At 68.3% G+C, this 16,364-nt stretch carries 13 protein-coding genes; 10 read left to right on the plus strand and 3 right to left on the minus strand.

Going from position 1 to position 16,364, the window contains the following annotated elements:
* Window positions 1-4: 4 nt before the first annotated feature.
* The gene (locus FHS42_RS02980; protein ID WP_184568873.1) at window positions 5-721 is read right to left on the minus strand and encodes a maleylpyruvate isomerase family mycothiol-dependent enzyme; all 717 of its coding nucleotides are present in this window, start codon (window positions 719-721) and stop codon (window positions 5-7) included.
* Between the two features lie 179 nt (window positions 722-900).
* Between FHS42_RS02980 and uvrA the strand changes: the two genes are divergently transcribed.
* Window positions 901-3,948, plus strand: coding sequence for an excinuclease ABC subunit UvrA (uvrA, locus tag FHS42_RS02985; protein ID WP_312866680.1), 3,048 nt, complete (start codon window positions 901-903; stop codon window positions 3,946-3,948).
* Window positions 3,949-4,140: 192 nt separating this feature from the next.
* Here the strand turns inward: uvrA and FHS42_RS02990 are convergent, their stop codons facing one another.
* Window positions 4,141-5,082 (minus strand): carbohydrate kinase family protein, encoded by a 942-nt coding sequence (locus tag FHS42_RS02990; protein ID WP_184568875.1) that lies wholly within the window; start codon window positions 5,080-5,082, stop codon window positions 4,141-4,143.
* A 319-nt stretch (window positions 5,083-5,401) separates the two neighbouring features.
* Between FHS42_RS02990 and FHS42_RS02995 the strand changes: the two genes are divergently transcribed.
* On the plus strand, window positions 5,402-5,824 hold the full coding sequence (locus tag FHS42_RS02995) for a Rieske (2Fe-2S) protein (RefSeq protein WP_184569071.1): 423 nt from the start codon (window positions 5,402-5,404) through the stop codon (window positions 5,822-5,824).
* A 57-nt stretch (window positions 5,825-5,881) separates the two neighbouring features.
* Window positions 5,882-6,310 carry a protein-tyrosine phosphatase family protein gene (locus FHS42_RS03000; protein ID WP_184568876.1) on the plus strand — a complete coding sequence of 143 codons (429 nt, stop codon included), beginning with the start codon at window positions 5,882-5,884 and terminating at the stop codon, window positions 6,308-6,310.
* 78 nt (window positions 6,311-6,388) lie between these two features.
* Here the strand turns inward: FHS42_RS03000 and FHS42_RS03005 are convergent, their stop codons facing one another.
* Window positions 6,389-7,330, minus strand: coding sequence for a hypothetical protein (locus tag FHS42_RS03005; RefSeq protein WP_184568877.1), 942 nt, complete (start codon window positions 7,328-7,330; stop codon window positions 6,389-6,391).
* Between the two features lie 266 nt (window positions 7,331-7,596).
* Here FHS42_RS03005 and FHS42_RS03010 point away from each other — a divergent pair, with 266 nt between their 5' ends.
* From FHS42_RS03010 to gap, 7 genes are all read left to right on the plus strand, one after another.
* A complete protein-coding gene (locus tag FHS42_RS03010; protein ID WP_184568878.1) occupies window positions 7,597-8,226 on the plus strand; it encodes a papain-like cysteine protease family protein in 630 nt (209 codons plus the stop codon).
* Window positions 8,227-8,230: 4 nt separating this feature from the next.
* Window positions 8,231-9,193 (plus strand): hypothetical protein, encoded by a 963-nt coding sequence (locus tag FHS42_RS03015; protein WP_246494114.1) that lies wholly within the window; start codon window positions 8,231-8,233, stop codon window positions 9,191-9,193.
* Between the two features lie 314 nt (window positions 9,194-9,507).
* Window positions 9,508-11,871, plus strand: a complete 2,364-nt coding sequence (gene uvrC / locus FHS42_RS03020; RefSeq protein ID WP_184568879.1) for an excinuclease ABC subunit UvrC — start codon at window positions 9,508-9,510, stop codon at window positions 11,869-11,871.
* Window positions 11,868-12,797: an RNase adapter RapZ gene (gene rapZ / locus FHS42_RS03025; protein ID WP_184568880.1), complete on the plus strand. Its 930-nt coding sequence runs from the start codon at window positions 11,868-11,870 to the stop codon at window positions 12,795-12,797. The genes uvrC and rapZ overlap by 4 nt, the downstream gene beginning before the upstream one ends.
* A complete protein-coding gene (locus FHS42_RS03030; RefSeq protein WP_184568881.1) occupies window positions 12,794-13,840 on the plus strand; it encodes a gluconeogenesis factor YvcK family protein in 1,047 nt (348 codons plus the stop codon). Before rapZ ends, FHS42_RS03030 begins: the two co-directional genes overlap by 4 nt.
* Complete coding sequence (gene whiA / locus FHS42_RS03035; protein WP_184568882.1) at window positions 13,831-14,829, plus strand: DNA-binding protein WhiA; 999 nt, start codon at window positions 13,831-13,833, stop codon at window positions 14,827-14,829. The genes FHS42_RS03030 and whiA overlap by 10 nt, the downstream gene beginning before the upstream one ends.
* 514 nt (window positions 14,830-15,343) lie before the next feature.
* Entirely contained in the window at window positions 15,344-16,348 is a 1,005-nt protein-coding gene (gene gap / locus FHS42_RS03040; protein ID WP_184568883.1) for a type I glyceraldehyde-3-phosphate dehydrogenase, read from the plus strand.
* Window positions 16,349-16,364 lie beyond the last annotated feature (16 nt).

Consider the following 16,364-nt stretch of genomic DNA (forward strand, 5'->3'; position numbering starts at 1 on the left):
GGCCTCAGCCTAGCGGCGGCAGGGTCGGCAGCGGGGCGACCGGTGAGACCAGCTCGGAGCCGTCTGCGCGGCCGGTGAGCCAACCAAGCAGCGCGACGGGCGTACCCTCTATGGTGATGGGCTTCCCCTCGGATCGTCCCGTGTGCCAGGCGCGACCCGCGGGGGTCGTGAGTGTCAGCGCAGGCACGTCGGCATGCCCGGCGAACTTGCCGCTCGTGAGGAATTCCACCTCCCGTTCGACGAAGTCGTCGGGGAGGTCGGTGAGCTGGTAGCCGATGTCCAGATCGACGTGGTGCAACTCGACCTCGATCAGACGGCGGAAGGGCAGCCGGGCGGCGCGTTCGGTCACACCGTTGCGCATGGCGACCACGAACTCCCACCGATCATGGGTGAGGGCGGCGGCTGCCGAATTGAAGCGGAACGCGCTGGTGCGAAGGTCGTCCAGGTGGACGGGCAGTGGGCGGTCGGCGTCGCGGGCGATGTCGGCGTTGCGCGCATCGTCGTTGGCGTACATCGGCGTCTCCTCGCCGGTGCGCGCCCAGGTGAGGAGGTTCACGATGGCGTCGGCATTGCGGGCGAGGTGGGCCAGGATATGGCCGCGCGTCCAGCCCGGCAGCAGCGACGGGCGGGTGGCCGCCGCGTCGTCCAGCGAGGTCACCGCGGTAAGCAGACGGTCGGTGGCCGCTTGTACGGCAGCCGCGTCGTGCGCGAAGTCAGTCATGATCCAAAGGTAGTGCTCGCCACTCGATCGGGTGAAGGTCGCTGCCTTCCTCCGTAATTCGAATGTGCGTGCTATAAGCTCGTCTGTGGCATCGAATAACGACCTCATAGGGGCGCCCCCATACCCTGGGTTTCGGGGCATCGCTTCCTCCGCCTTCCTCAAGAAAGGTGCCGACCGGCGTGGCCGACCGTCTCATCGTCCGTGGCGCTCGCGAGCACAATCTCAAGAATGTCTCGCTCGACCTCCCGCGTGACTCCCTCATCGTTTTCACCGGGCTCTCGGGGTCGGGCAAGTCGTCTCTCGCGTTCGACACGATCTTCGCCGAGGGGCAGCGCCGGTACGTCGAGTCGCTCTCCTCTTACGCACGACAGTTCCTTGGCCAGATGGACAAGCCGGATGTGGACTTCATCGAAGGTCTCTCGCCGGCTGTCTCCATCGACCAGAAGTCCACCTCGCGCAACCCGCGCTCGACGGTCGGCACGATCACCGAGGTCTACGACTACCTTCGACTGCTCTTCGCCAGGATCGGCAAGCCGCACTGCCCGGAGTGCAGCCGTCCCATCGCCCGCCAGTCGCCGCAGGCGATCGTGGACCGAGTCCTGGAGCTACCGGAGGGCAGCCGCTTTCAGGTCCTGTCACCGCTGGCGCGCGAACGCAAGGGTGAGTTCGTCGATCTCTTCGCCGATCTCCAGACCAAGGGCTACAGCAGGGCCCGCGTGGACGGGGACACGATCCAGCTCGCTGAGCCACCCACGCTCAAGAAGCAGGAGAAGCACACCATCGAGGTGGTCGTGGACCGCCTCACCGTCAAGAACAGCGCCAAGCGGCGGCTGACCGACTCGGTGGAGACCGCGCTCGGGCTCTCCGGTGGCATGGTCATCCTCGACTTCGTGGACCTTGACGAGGACGACCCGCAGCGCGAGCGGATGTTCTCCGAGCACCTGTACTGCCCGTACGACGACCTGTCCTTCGAGGAGCTTGAGCCGCGCTCCTTCTCCTTCAACTCGCCCTTCGGCGCCTGCCCGGACTGCTCCGGCATCGGCACTCGCATGGAGGTCGATCCGGAGCTCATCATCCCGGATGAGGACAAGTCGCTGGACGAAGGGGCCATTCACCCCTGGTCGCACGGCCACACCAAGGACTACTTCGCGCGACTCGTGGGCGCGCTGTCGGATGCGCTGGGCTTTCGCACCGATCTCCCGTGGGCAGGGCTGCCGCAGCGGGCAAAGAAGGCTCTGCTCAACGGGCACAAGACGCAGATCGAGGTGCGCTACCGCAACCGGTACGGGCGCGAGCGCGCCTACACCACCGCTTTCGAGGGCGTGGTGCCGTTCGTCAAGCGGCGGCATTCCGAAGCGGAGAGCGACTCAAGCCGTGAGCGCTTCGAGGGCTATATGCGTGAGGTGCCCTGCCCGACGTGTGACGGTACGCGGCTCAAGCCCATCGTGCTGGCGGTCACGGTGCAAGACCGGTCGATCGCCGATATCGCGGCGATGTCGATCAGCGAGTGCGCCGAATTCCTGCGGGCGCTCAAGCTGACCGCGCGCGACAAGGCCATCGCGGAGCGGGTCCTCAAGGAGGTGAACGAGCGCCTGCGCTTCCTCGTGGATGTGGGCCTCGACTACCTCTCGCTGAACCGGGCGGCTGGCACCCTCTCCGGTGGCGAGGCCCAGCGCATCCGGCTGGCCACCCAGATCGGCTCGGGCCTGGTCGGCGTGCTCTACGTGCTCGATGAGCCGTCCATCGGTCTGCACCAGCGCGACAACCACCGGCTCATCGAGACCCTGGTGCGACTGCGCGACCTCGGTAACACGCTGATCGTCGTGGAGCACGATGAGGACACCATCAATGCCTCGGACTGGGTGGTGGATATCGGCCCGGGTGCGGGGGAACACGGTGGCAACGTGGTGCACAGCGGCCCACTGGCGGAAATGCTGAGCAACGAGGCATCGGTGACCGGCCAGTATCTTGCGGGCAAGAGGGTCATCGCGACCCCGGAGCAGCGCCGCCCGGTGGATCGAGAACGCCAGTTGACCGTGCACGGTGCGCGGGAGAACAACCTGCAAGACATCGACGTGTCGTTCCCGCTGGGCGTTCTCACAGCGGTCACCGGCGTCTCGGGATCGGGGAAGTCAACCCTGGTCAACGACATCCTGTACACCCACCTGGCGCGGGAGCTGAACGGGGCGCGTTCGGTGCCGGGTCGGCACACCCGGGTGGAGGGTGACGACCTGGTTGACAAGGTCGTACACGTGGATCAGTCCCCGATCGGCCGGACCCCGCGCTCCAACCCGGCGACCTACACCGGCGTCTTCGACCACGTTCGCAGGCTGTTCGCGGAGACCATGGAGGCCAAGGTCCGCGGGTATCTGCCGGGCCGGTTCTCGTTCAACGTCAAGGGCGGCCGGTGCGAGAACTGCTCCGGCGACGGAACGATCAAGATCGAGATGAACTTCCTGCCGGACGTGTACGTGCCGTGCGAGGTCTGCCACGGCGCGCGGTACAACCGCGAGACGCTGGAAGTGCACTTCAAGGGCAAGTCCATCGCCGAGGTCTTGGACATGCCGATCGAGGAGGCTCTGGACTTCTTCGAGGCGGTGCCTGCCATCTCCCGGCACCTGCGGACGCTCAACGAGGTCGGCCTCGGGTATGTGCGGCTCGGCCAGTCCGCGCCGACGCTGTCCGGCGGCGAGGCCCAGCGCGTCAAGCTCTCCAGCGAGCTGCAGAAGCGGTCAACGGGACGCACGGTCTACGTCCTTGACGAGCCGACCACCGGTCTGCACTTCGAAGACATCAGCAAGCTGATCAAGGTGCTGTCGGGGCTGGTGGACAAGGGCAATACGGTGATCGTCATCGAGCACAATCTCGATGTGATCAAGACGGCGGACTGGGTTGTGGACATGGGGCCCGAAGGCGGCAGTGGCGGTGGCCTCGTCGTCGCCGAGGGCACCCCGGAGCAGGTGGCCTCCGTCTCGACCAGTCACACCGGAAAGTTCCTCCGGGACCTGTTGGGTGACCGGGTGAGCGACGTCGGGTTGCCTCCCACCCGTAAGCGAGCCGCAAAAAAGGCTGCAACGGTCAAGAAGACGGCCGCCACGGTCGCAGCGGCCTCCGCCGCAGCCACCAAGGCAGGTACGGCGAAGAAGAGCGTGGCGAAGAAGAGTACGGCGAAGAGCACCACTCAGAGCGCGCCTAAGAAGACCGTTGCGAAGCGGGCCGCACGCTAGGTGCGCTGATCGCGTGCGCTGTTGCTACTGGCTGGGCCGGTTCATGGCGGAGACCTCCGGTGTGGTGGAGCTGTCCAGGGCCCCACTGCGCCGGAGGTCTTCATGTCTCACCGCAATGCCCGGCCGATCGTTCACGGCCGATCGTTCACGGCCGGGGAGGCCGGTTGGATAGGCGGGATAGGCGGGGAGAAGTCAGGCGAGTTCCGCAGCGAAAGGGGGCTCCGCGCCGGGGCGGGAGCAGGTGAGGGCCGACGCACGAGCAGCGAAGGTCAACGTGTCACGCCAGATGTCGGGGGCCAGTTCGGTGAGGGCCGCTCCGGACAGTGCACCGTGCGAGGCGAGCCGGTGCAGCAGTGCGGCGTTGACGGTGTCACCGGCTCCGATGGTGTCCACGACAGCGACCTCCACGCTCGGCACCCGCAGTTCAGCGCCGTTGCCCAAGTGGACGCTGAGACCGTCCGCGCCGTGCGTGAGGACGACGGCCGATGGGCCTGCCGCCAGCCACGTCTGCACGGTGTCGGTGATGTCGGAGGAATCGGCCAGCCACGTCGCGTCCTCGACCGACAGTTTCAGGAGGTTGATGTGTGGCAGCCAGTTGAGGAAGCGGGCCCGGTACGCGGCGGGGTCCGGGATCAGACCTGACCGGATGTTGGGGTCGAGCGTGGTGAAGACCCCACGCTGAGCCTCCCGCCGCAACAGCTCCTCATATGCCGTGGCGCCCGGCTCCAGGACGAGCGAGCACGTCCCCAGGGACAGCGCGGTGGTCCCGGCAGGTAGCGCGGCCGGGAGCTGGAAGAACCGGTCCGCGGTGCCCTCGACGTAGAAGACATAGCCGGCCGATCCGTTGATGCTGACCTCGGCCACGGCCAGGGTGGTCGGCTCCGGGCCGCGCTGCACCGGGGTGGTATCCACGCCGGCGGCGTGCAGCCCATCGAGGAGGGCCGCACCGTAGCTGTCCTCGGAGACCCGTGAGCAAAACGCGGTGGGGGAGCCGAGCCGTCCGAGGGCCAGGGCGGTGTTGTAGGGGCCCCCGCCGCGGCGGGGGATCAGCGGAAGGAGTCCGCCGGCTGCCTCGGGCGTCGCCGACGCGCTGGGGACGAGGTCGATCAGGGCTTCTCCGGCGACGACGATCACGAGCGGAAATCCTCTCCTTGGTGCGGGCGGGCAGCTGGCCGGGCAGCCGGCCTGGTTCGTGCCCCTCGCTGCATGGCCACCCGCTACCGCCTCCCAGCCGCGCTAGTTCTCGGCTGCCGCTGCCGGCAGCGGCCCGGGTCGCCGTGGGCCGTTGCTTTGCTGATGAGGAGGCCGATGGGCTTGGCGGACGGGCAGGAAGCTATCGCATGTGATCACACGGCGTAAACGCTTGTGCAAACGATGGCGTGCTCAATTGGCCAGGTATTGTCGGAACGCTCTTTCCCTGAACCAGTTTCACAGTGCCCCCGTGGAGTTCGCCATGAGTTGCCAGCCCGCCAGCCGTCGGACCGTGCTGCGAGGGGCGGCGCTGGCCGGCGCTGCGGGGCTCGGCGTGGCCGCCTGCTCGCCCGGCGAGTCCGCCCGCGGACCGGTGACCCCGACCGCGCCGGTGCACTTGGGCTCTGCGGACGAGGTTCCTGTGGGGGAGGCGAAGCTCTACCGCAACGACAGGTTGCTGGTCGCGCAGCCCGTGAAGGGGGAGTTCAAGGCGTACAGCGCGGTGTGTACGCACAAGGGGTGCGTCCTTCGCAAGATCGAGGACGGCGAGGCCAAGTGCGCTTGCCATGGCAGCATGTTCGACCCGGCCACGGGCGAGGTTTTGGATGGACCGGCTGGAGAGCCGTTGCTGTCCGTACCGGTGCGACTTGAGGGCGGCAAGTTGGTGGCGGGACCATCGGCGTAGCTGAACGCCGCTGGTCCGATGCGCCACTGGGGATAACAAGCGAGTTACGCTCACCGAGTGATCGCTACCTGGGAGCCCGCGGCGCCGGGCGTGTTACGACTGCCATCGGGGCGACTGATCCGGGGGCGAGGGCTGCGGCGTGCCCTGCCAGTTGGGCCGGTACCTGACTTCGCGCTGTATCTGCGTGGCCGCACGCCACCGCCCGTCGCCTGGGAGGCTCGTTGGCTTCGCTGGCCGGACTTTTGGCTGCCGTCCGACCGTACCGCCGCCAGCGCAGCGATGCGTGAGGCGTGGACGCGGGCCGAGACCGAACGCGTCGAAATCGCCTGCGGTGGTGGGGTCGGGCGTACGGGTACCGCGTTGGCCTGCCTCGCCGTGCTGGACGGGGTGCCCAAGGGCGAGGCCGTGACATACGTACGGGAGCACTACGCGCCGCGGGCCGTGGAGACGCCTTGGCAGCGCCGCTTCGTCGCCGGTTTCGCGTAGTGCGCCAGGCCAGCAGGTCGGGAGATCCGACGGGTCTGGGTGATGTGTGCGGCCCGGCGTCCCGCTGGACCCGACACGCTAGGACCAGTCCCAGGCGACGCCCAGGATGCCGGGGCGGACGCCCTGTTCGGCCAGGTGGACGGTGCGGTGGCCGCTCAGGGTGAGTTCCTTTTGACCGCTGCGGGCCGCACCGGCGGAGCCCTGCGTGAAGCGGTGGCAGCGTACGGGCAGTGCGGTGGGGTCGAAACGTACTTGCAGCACATACTGACCACCCGCGAACGGGATGACGCGGAAATACTCCGTGCTCTGCCCTCCCGTGCCGTCTTCGACGACGTAGCTGAACACATGCGTATCCCCGGCGCTCAGCCGGGTGTCGAAGAGCAGTTCGGCGACCAGGACGCCGGTGCTCGCCTGCCAACGGATGCGGCCCACCCGGCAGTTGTCCGTGGCGCGCACCCGTATCTGGCTGGGGTCGCAGCCGTGATCGCCCTGGTGGATGGCGAGATAGCGGTCCACGCCGTCCCGGTGGGCGCGCACCACGTGCTGCGACTCGCGTGCGTACAGCTCCTGTCGTGCGCCGATCTGGATGCGCTCCAGATGGCAGACGGTGTGCAATCCGCCGTCGATCGGCGAGCCGAGGTCGGCGATCAGCCGGGCCAACGATGTGGACTGCTCGTGCAGCGTGCGGTAGGAGCGGGCGGCGGGGCGGTCGGTCCCGGGGCGTAGGGCAGGTTCAAGGAGCCGGGTCAGGGCGTGGACGGGCAGTTCGAGGACGTCCTCAAGCGCTCGGACCGCTCTCAGCGATTCGGCCCGGCGCGGGGTTCTCGCGCCCTGCTGCCAGTAGCTGAGGCTGGTGATGCCGACCTTGACACCGCGCTGCGCCAGCCGGTGCTGCACCCGGTGCAGGGCCAGGCCGCGCGCGGCGAGTGCGGCGCGTAGGGCGAGGTGGAACGGCCCAGCCCGCAGTGCCTGGGCCAGCTCCGCCTCGGCCACGTCCGACTGCGCGGCGGTCTGTCGCATCGCATGCCTCTCGTGAGCAGGTCAGGAACGGATATTCACACACCGGTGCCGTAAGTGAATGTTCACGACCGGAATTCGCCACTTCGGCGCCTCGTACGCCGTGATCCAGCTAGCGGGGCACCGGGCGTTCACATGATGCGCTGACTGTTCACGTCGGTTTTCACCTCGCATTGAAGCGTGTTGACCGTGACCAGACAACACCCGATGCTCCAGGCAGCGTCCGGACGCGCTCCTCCACCCCACCCCCCTTTCTTGGGAGGAACGCCATGCCCCTCACCTCTCGACTACGCCGTACACGGCGTCCAAGCCGGTCTGGCACCAGACAGCTGTCCGTTGTCGCGTTCGCCTTGGCCGCCCTGTTCGCCGTCCCCACGGCTTCGGCCACCGCCGCGCCGGACGACGCGCCGAGCACCCGCGCCGCGAACCGGTTGGACATCACCATGCAGGCGCAGGAGAAGACCAACTGGTGCTGGTCCGCTGCTGGTAACACCATCGCCACCTGGATGGGCAAGAACTACAGCCAAAACCAGTTCTGCAACGCTGCCTTCAACCGGCAACAGAACACCGAGTGCCCCAACAACCAGGCTACCCTCGGTAACGTGCAGACAGCGCTGCGTTGGACGGGCATCAGGCCCGGCTCGTACATCGATGACTGGTTGCAGTACGGCGCGATACAGACCGAGATCAACGCAAAGCGCCCCGTTGAGACCCGCATCCAGTGGTCCTCTGGCGGAGGCCACATGCACGTGATCTACGGCTACGACAACTCCAACAGCTTCGTCTACTGGGGCGACCCGTGGCGCTCCAACAACCGCTACAACTGGGCCTCGCACAACTGGTACGTGAACAACAACGAGTTCTCCTGGACCCACTCGCTCTACCGGATCGGAGCGTGAGGTCATGAGCGCCGAGCACACTCCCCAGCCGTCCAAGCCGGTCATCGCGCGGTCCGCGGCGGGCGCGGCCACCCTCGCGACCGTTCTCGCCGCGCTGCTCGCCGGTGCCCCGCAGGCCGCGGCCACCGAGGCCCCCGCCTCGCCCAAGGCCCCGGCCGCCAGCACCGTCAGCGCGGCGCACGACGCGGTCACCGCGCCTGGCACCCTCGACAGCCTCGCGCGTTTCTTCGCTCGTGACGGAGCCGTCGCCAAGGCGAAGGCACAGCCGCGCGTCGAGGGCGCGACGGTGCCCGTCTACACCCTTTCGCCGGGCTTCGTCGCCGACGCATCCGGTGCGGGCCACCAGCCCATCGCCACGATGGACTTCCTGGCCAGCAAGGCCGTTTCCGCGGATGGGCAGGTCGCATCCGTGTGGACCGCGCACACCGGCGGTTCCTGGAAGGTCGTCAACATCGCCACCGGCGGCGATGAGACGTATTACGCCGCCAAGGGCGCCAAGAAGCTCGGCGGCGGCACCGTCTTCCGCGAGCCGCAGATCGATGCCTGGTACGTACAGCGTGGCGCCCAGGTGCTCCCGCTGGACACCGATGCCGTGCAGGCCATCGGCGCGGGCGGAATGACCGTGGACGCGTATCGGAAGCGAGTCCACACGGCGTACGCGGACAAGCTCCCCGGCTCCGCGTACGCGGACAAGGGCAAGGCGGGCGGCTACGAGCAGGGCCCGGGCTCCGCTCCGGCCGCATCCGGTGCTACGGAAGCCATGGGCGAGGCGCGTGACGCCAAGAGCCCGAACGGCGCGGACAACTCCCACCGGGGGAGCGACGCGAAGAGCACGGTGCGGCAGAACGCTTCCGCGGCTACGGGCGGCGAGGACCTGCTGACCGCGACGTCCGCACTCACCGCGCTGGCGGCGCTCGTGGCGCTCGGTCTGTCCGGCGCGGTGGCGCTGCGGCTACGGCGTCGCTAGCACACGAGAGCACGCAAGAGCACACGAGAGCACGCAAGAGCATGTAAAAGCACGTAAAAGCACGCGAAGCGTGCAGCGAACAACACGGACCGTGCCTCACCTGTCGAGTGTGACCGGTGGGGTACGGAGCCGAAAATGGCGGTCGGCCCCGCGGCGGCGGGGCCGACCGCCATCGGCATGGGCCAGCGATGCGCGACGGCTGGCCGGGGTCGCCCGGCGGGCGTGGACCTATGGCCGGGGCGCGCCATATGTGGCAGCGGCCGTGGCGTCGCACCACGGCCGGACTGTCACTGCCCGCCAGTAGGGTGGTGAGCATGGCCGACCCCAGCAGTTACCGACCCAAGCCGGGACAGATCCCCGACTCGCCCGGGGTCTACAAGTTCCGGGATCAACACGCGCGCGTGATCTACGTCGGCAAGGCGAAGAGTCTGCGCCCGCGGCTCTCCTCGTACTTCCAGGATCTCGCACATCTCCACCCGCGTACCCGGACCATGGTCACCACGGCTGCCTCCGTCGAGTGGACTGTCGTGTCCACCGAGGTCGAGGCGCTCCAACTGGAGTACGCGTGGATCAAGGAATTCGATCCCCGGTTCAACGTCAAGTACCGCGATGACAAGAGCTACCCCTCCCTGGCCGTCACGCTGAACGAGGAGTTCCCTCGGGTTCAGGTGATGCGCGGGCCCAAGCGCAAGGGCGTTCGCTACTTCGGCCCGTACGGACACGCGTGGGCGATCCGCGAGACCGTTGACCTGATGTTGCGCGTCTTTCCCGTACGGACCTGCTCTGCCGGGGTGTTCAAGCGCTCCGCCCAGATTGGCCGCCCCTGCTTGCTCGGTTATATCGGCAAGTGCTCCGCGCCCTGCGTCGGCCGCGTGAGCCCCGATGAACACCGGGCACTGGCCGAGGAGTTCTGCGACTTCATGGCCGGCCGCACCGGCGCGTACATCCGCCGCCTTGAGAGGCAGATGCGGGAGGCGGCGACGGAGCTGGAGTACGAGAAGGCGGCCCGGCTGCGGGACGACATCGAGGCGCTCAAGCGCGCCATGGAGAAGAACGCCGTCGTCTTCAACGACGCTACCGACGCCGATCTGATCGCGGTCGCGGAGGACGAGTTGGAAGCCGCCGTGCAGATCTTCCACGTGCGCGGTGGGCGCGTGCGCGGCCAGCGCGGCTGGGTCACCGACAAGGTCGAGGCCGTGGACACCGCCGGGCTGGTCGAGCACGCGCTCCAGCAGTTGTACGGCGAGGAGAAGGGCGACGCCGTTCCCAAGGAGGTGCTGGTCCCGGTCCTGCCCGAGGACCCTGCCACCGTCAATCAGTGGCTTACCGATCGCCGCGGCTCGAACGTGTCCTTGCGGATACCCCAGCGCGGCGACAAAAAGGACCTGATGGCGACCGTCGCCAGAAATGCCCAGCAGGCGCTGGTGCTGCACAAGACCAAGCGGGCCTCGGATCTGACCACGCGCTCCCGGGCCCTGGAGGAGATCGCCGAGGCGCTCGGCCTGGAAACCGCGCCGCTGCGAGTCGAGTGCTTCGACATCTCCCACCTCCAGGGCGACGATGTGGTCGCCTCGATGGTGGTCTTCGAGGACGGCCTGCCGCGCAAGAGCGAGTACCGCCGCTTCCAGATCAAGTCCTTCGCCGGACAGGACGATGTCCGTTCGATGCACGAGGTAATCGGCCGCCGCTTTCGGCGTTATGTCCAGGAGAAACAGCAGACCGGCGAGTGGGACGTCGCCGAGGGTGCGGGCGTCGAGCGGTCGGTGCGCTCCATCGACGGCCCCAGCGACCCTGATGACACCAGCGACCTCGATGGCCTCACCAGCGACCCTGACGGCTCTTACGGCACCGGCACCACTGGGGACGCAGACGACACTGGCAGCAACAACGACGCAGACGGCACTGGCAGCAGTGACGCTTCCGGTAGCGGCCCTGATGGGCTCGGCAGCTCCATTGGCGCAAGCGTCACGACCGGCTCTGCGAGCCCTAGCGGCCCCGGCAGTCCAGACAGCCCAGACAGTCCCGGCAGCCCAGACCGTCCCGAGGGCGCTGGCCAGCCCGGCAGCTCGGGAAGCTCGGGTGGCGATCCCGCGGGCGGCCCCGGCGATTCCATCCGTGATGAGGACGGCAGGCCCCGCCGCTTCGCCTATCCGCCGCAGCTCGTGGTGGTGGACGGTGGGCAGCCGCAGGTCGCCGCGGCTCAGCGGGCCCTGGAGGAGTTGGGCATAGACGACGTCGCCGTCTGCGGGCTCGCCAAGCGGCTGGAAGAGGTCTGGCTGCCCGGCGAGGACGATCCGGTCGTGCTGCCCCGCAGCAGTGAGGGGCTGTACTTGTTGCAGCGGGTGCGCGATGAGGCGCACCGGTTCGCCATCGCGTACCAGCGCACCAAGCGTGCATCGAGCTTCAAGGCCGGGCCGCTGGACTCGGTGGCCGGGCTGGGGGACACCCGTAAGCGGGCCCTGCTCAAGCACTTCGGTTCACTCAAGCGGCTGCGCGCCGCGACGATCGACCAGCTCTGCGAGGTCCCCGGCATCGGCCGTAAGACGGCTGAAACCGTCGCCGTGGCCCTGGCACAGGCGGCTCCGGCCGCTCCGGCGGTGAATACCGCCACAGGAGAGATTATTGAGGATGACGTCGCGACCACGGCGCCATCATCGGAACGGGGGCAGACACCGTGAACGAGATCGATGGAGACGAAACACAGGTGAGTACGGGCACGACGGGCGAGGCCACCGACGCGGTAGCCATTCCCGAACTGGTGATCATCTCCGGCATGTCGGGCGCGGGCCGCAGCACCGCAGCCAAGTGTCTGGAGGACCTCGGCTGGTTTGTGGTGGACAACCTGCCGCCCGCCCTGATCCCCACCATGGTGGATCTCGGGGCGCGCTCGCAGGGCAATGTCGCCCGGATCGCCGTGGTCGTTGACGTTCGTGGCCGGCGCTTCTTCGACAACCTCCGCGAGTCGCTGGCCGACCTGGAAGCGAAGCACGTCAAGCGCCGCGTGCTGTTCCTGGAGTCATCCGACGACGCTTTGGTGCGGCGCTTCGAATCGGTCCGCCGCCCGCACCCGCTCCAGGGCGACGGCCGGATCGTGGACGGCATCGCGGCCGAGCGCGACCTGCTGCGTGAGCTGCGCGGTGACGCCGACCTGGTGATCGACACCTCCAGCCTCAACGTGCACGAGTTGCGCGCCAAGATGGACGCCCAGTTCGCTGGCGACGAGGAGCCGGAGCTGCGGGCCACGGTGATGTCCTTCGGCTACAAGTACGGTCTGCCGGTCGATGCCGATCTGGTGGTGGACTGCCGCTTCCTGCCCAACCCGCACTGGGTTCCCGAGCTGCGGCCCTTCACGGGCCTCAACGACGAGGTCTCCAGCTACGTCTTCCATCAGCCGGGCGCCAAGGAGTTCCTTGACCGGTACACGGAGCTGCTCCAGTTGATCGCCGCCGGGTACCGGCGCGAGGGCAAGCGCTATGTGACCATCGCGGTGGGCTGCACGGGCGGCAAGCATCGCAGCGTGGCCATGTCGGAGAAGCTGGCGGCCAGGCTGGCCGCCGAGGGAGTGGAGACCGTGATCGTGCACCGGGACATGGGGCGCGAGTGACCATCCGCTCGCGACGGTTCCGGCGGCTGGTCGGAGCCCGTACCAACCGAGGTGCCCAGCCCAAGGTCGTCGCGCTCGGCGGCGGCCGGGGTCTTTCGGCCTCGCTCGCGGCGCTGCGTCGCATCACTGGGGACCTCACCGCCGTCGTCACCGTCGCCGACGACGGCGGCTCCAGCGGTCGGCTGCGCGACGAGCTCGGCGTGTTGCCCCCCGGCGATCTCCGCAAGGCGCTGGCGGCGCTGTGCGGCGACGACGACTGGGGGCAGACCTGGGCCCGGGTGATCCAGCACCGCTTCGCCAGCGAGGGCGAGCTGCACGGCCACGCCGTGGGCAATTTGCTGATCGTCGCCCTGTGGGAGCAGCTCGGCGATCATGTCAAGGCCCTGGAGTGGGTCGGCAGGCTGCTCGGCGCGCACGGCCGGGTGCTGCCCATGTCGGCCGTCCCGCTGGAGCTCCAAGCGCTGGTACGCGGCCATGATCCGGCGCTGCCGGAGGAGATCAGCACCGTACGAGGGCAGGCCACGGTAGCGCTCACGCCCGGCGAGGTGCAGTCGGTGCACCTGGTGCCGCACGACCCGCCCGCCGTGCCGGAGGCGGTCGCCGCGGTGCTCGACGCGGACTGGGTGGTCCTCGGTCCCGGCTCGTGGTTCTCCTCGGTAATACCGCATCTTTTGGTCCCCGAGTTGCTTGAGGCGCTGATCGAGACGAAGGCCCGGCGGGTGCTCGCGCTGAACCTCGCTCCGCAACCCGGTGAAACAGACGGCTTCTCTCCGCAGCGTCATTTGGAGGTTTTGGCCCGACACGCCCCTAAACTCACCCTGGACGTGGTGCTGGCCGACGAGGCCGCCGTGCCCGATCGAGACATCCTCCGGGAGGCCGCAGCGCGGCTCGGCGGCACGGTCGAGCTGGCGCCGGTGGCTGCGCCTGACAGCAGCTCCCAGCCGGCTGACGGGGGGGCTTCTGCCAGGCACGACCCCGAGCTGTTGGCCGCCGCGTATGACCGTATTTTTCGTATGCATGGAAGGATCGGCCCATGGCGATGACGGCTGCGGTGAAGGACGAAATTTCCCGGCTTCCCGTCACCCGGACCTGCTGCCGGAAAGCGGAGGTCTCGGCGATCCTGCGGTTCGCGGGCGGGCTGCACCTGGTCAGCGGGCGCATCGTGATCGAGGCCGAGCTCGACACCGGCATCGCCGCGCGGCGGCTGCGCAAGGACATCCTGGAGATCTTCGGGCACGCCTCCGACCTGGTGGTGATGGCCCCCGGCGGGCTGCGCAGAGGCAGCAGGTATGTGGTGCGGGTGGTGGCCGGCGGCGATCAGCTCGCGCGGCAGACCGGCCTGGTCGATGGCCGCGGCCGGCCGATCCGTGGCCTGCCCCCGCAGGTGGTCTCCGGGGCGACCTGCGACGCGGAGGCGGCCTGGCGTGGCGCATTCCTCGCACACGGGTCACTCACCGAGCCCGGCCGCTCGTCATCCCTTGAGGTGACATGCCCCGGGCCAGAGGCGGCCCTCGCGCTCGTCGGTGCGGCCCGCAGGTTGCAGATCGCGGCGAAGGCCCGGGAGGTGCGCGGTGTTGACCGGGTCGTCGTCCGGGACGGGGACGCGATCGGCGCGCTGTTGACGCGGCTGGGCGCCCATGAGTCGGTGCTTGCCTGGGAGGAGCGCCGGATGCGGCGCGAGGTGCGGGCCACCGCCAACCGGCTGGCCAACTTCGACGACGCCAACCTGCGCCGCTCCGCCCGAGCTGCCGTCGCGGCGGGCGCGAGGGTGCAGCGCGCGCTGGAGATCTTGGCCGAAGAGGTGCCCGAGCACCTGGCCGCCGCGGGCCGGCTGCGCATGGAGCACAAGCAGGCGTCCCTTGAGGAATTGGGCGCGCTGGCCGATCCGCCGCTGACCAAGGACGCCGTGGCCGGCCGGATCAGACGACTCCTCGCCATGGCCGACAAGCGCGCCCAGGACCTGGGCATCCCGGGAACCGAATGTAACCTGGCCGACCTCGGCGAGGAGATGGCCGAGGGCGTCGTCGGCTGACTGGCCGGCTGAGCCGTGCGAGAGCAGGCGGGCTGACCGGACCGTGACCGGATTGCGAGCAGACCGGGACGGACTGGGGCAGGGTCGGGACGGGCTGAGGTGGGCCTGGCTGGGTCAGAGGCTGACCAAGGCGGAGCGGGGGCTGACCAGGCGCGGATCGGTCGAGGCGGACCGTCACCACCCTGCTGAACTTCGCCGAACCCTGCTGAACCTTGCTGAACCCTGCTGAAACAGCCCACGACTGGCGCCAAAGCGGTCCCGAACCGGTGGTGACTCGGTGGTCCCGCTCGCGTATCGACGAGCCCCGAGGTTCGTTCTCCCGGTGTCGTACGACGGGACGGCCCGGCCGCGTTGCCCTGGGCACAGGCCCCGTCGATCGCCCTCGCCCAGCGCTTTCCCGGCCTTCTGTCAATGTCACGTACGTCTCGCGTACGAGGTAGGGTCAAAGGCGGTCGGGGACATCCCATACAGCTCGCCGGCGTCCAGACCGGCACACCAACGAGGAGATCGGTTCGTGACGATCCGCGTAGGCATCAACGGCTTTGGCCGTATCGGTCGCAATTACTTCCGCGCGCTCCTTGAGCAGGGTGCGGACATCGAGATCGTCGGTGTCAACGACCTGACCGACAACGCCACCCTGGTTCATCTGCTGAAGTACGACTCCATCCTGGGCCGTCTCAAGCAGGACGTCAGCCACACCGAGGACACCATCACGGTGGGCAACCAGACCTTCAAGACGATGGCTGAGCGTGACCCGGCCGCCCTTCCCTGGGGCGAGCTCGGCGCCGACATCGTCATCGAGTCCACCGGCATCTTCACCAAGCGTGACGAGGCTGCCAAGCACCTCACGGCAGGCGCCAAGAAGGTCCTGATCTCCGCGCCCGCCAAGGACGAGGACATCACGATCGTGATGGGCGTCAACGAGAACAAGTACGACGCGGCCAACCACCACGTCGTTTCCAACGCCTCCTGTACCACCAACTGTGTGGCGCCGATGGCGAAGGTCCTCGACGAGAGCTTCGGCATCGTCAAGGGCATGATGACCACGGTGCACGCGTACACCAACGATCAGCGCATCCTGGACTTCCCGCACAAGGACCTGCGCCGCGCCCGCGCCGCAGCCGAGAACATCATCCCGACCTCCACGGGCGCCGCCAAGGCCACCGCCCTGGTCCTTCCGCAGCTCAAGGGCAAGCTGGACGGCATCGCCATGCGCGTGCCGGTGCCCACCGGCTCGGTGACCGACCTCGTTCTTGAGCTGGACCGCGAGGTCACCAAGGAAGAGGTCAACGCCGCGTTCCTGAAGGCCGCCGAGGGCGAGCTCAAGGGCATCTTGGACTACACCGAGGACCCGATCGTCTCCTCGGACATCGTCAACTGGCCCGCCTCCTGCACCTTCGACTCCTCTCTGACCATGGCCCAGGGCAAGCAGGTCAAGGTCATCGGCTGGTACGACAACGAGTGGGGCTACTCCAACCGCCTGGTGGACCTGACCACGTTCGTTGGCGGCCAGCTCTAACATTCCGCAGCCGCAT

Origin of the sequence: Streptomyces zagrosensis, from assembly GCF_014203645.1 — a bacterium.
In the GTDB taxonomy this organism is placed as follows: domain Bacteria; phylum Actinomycetota; class Actinomycetes; order Streptomycetales; family Streptomycetaceae; genus Streptomyces; species Streptomyces zagrosensis.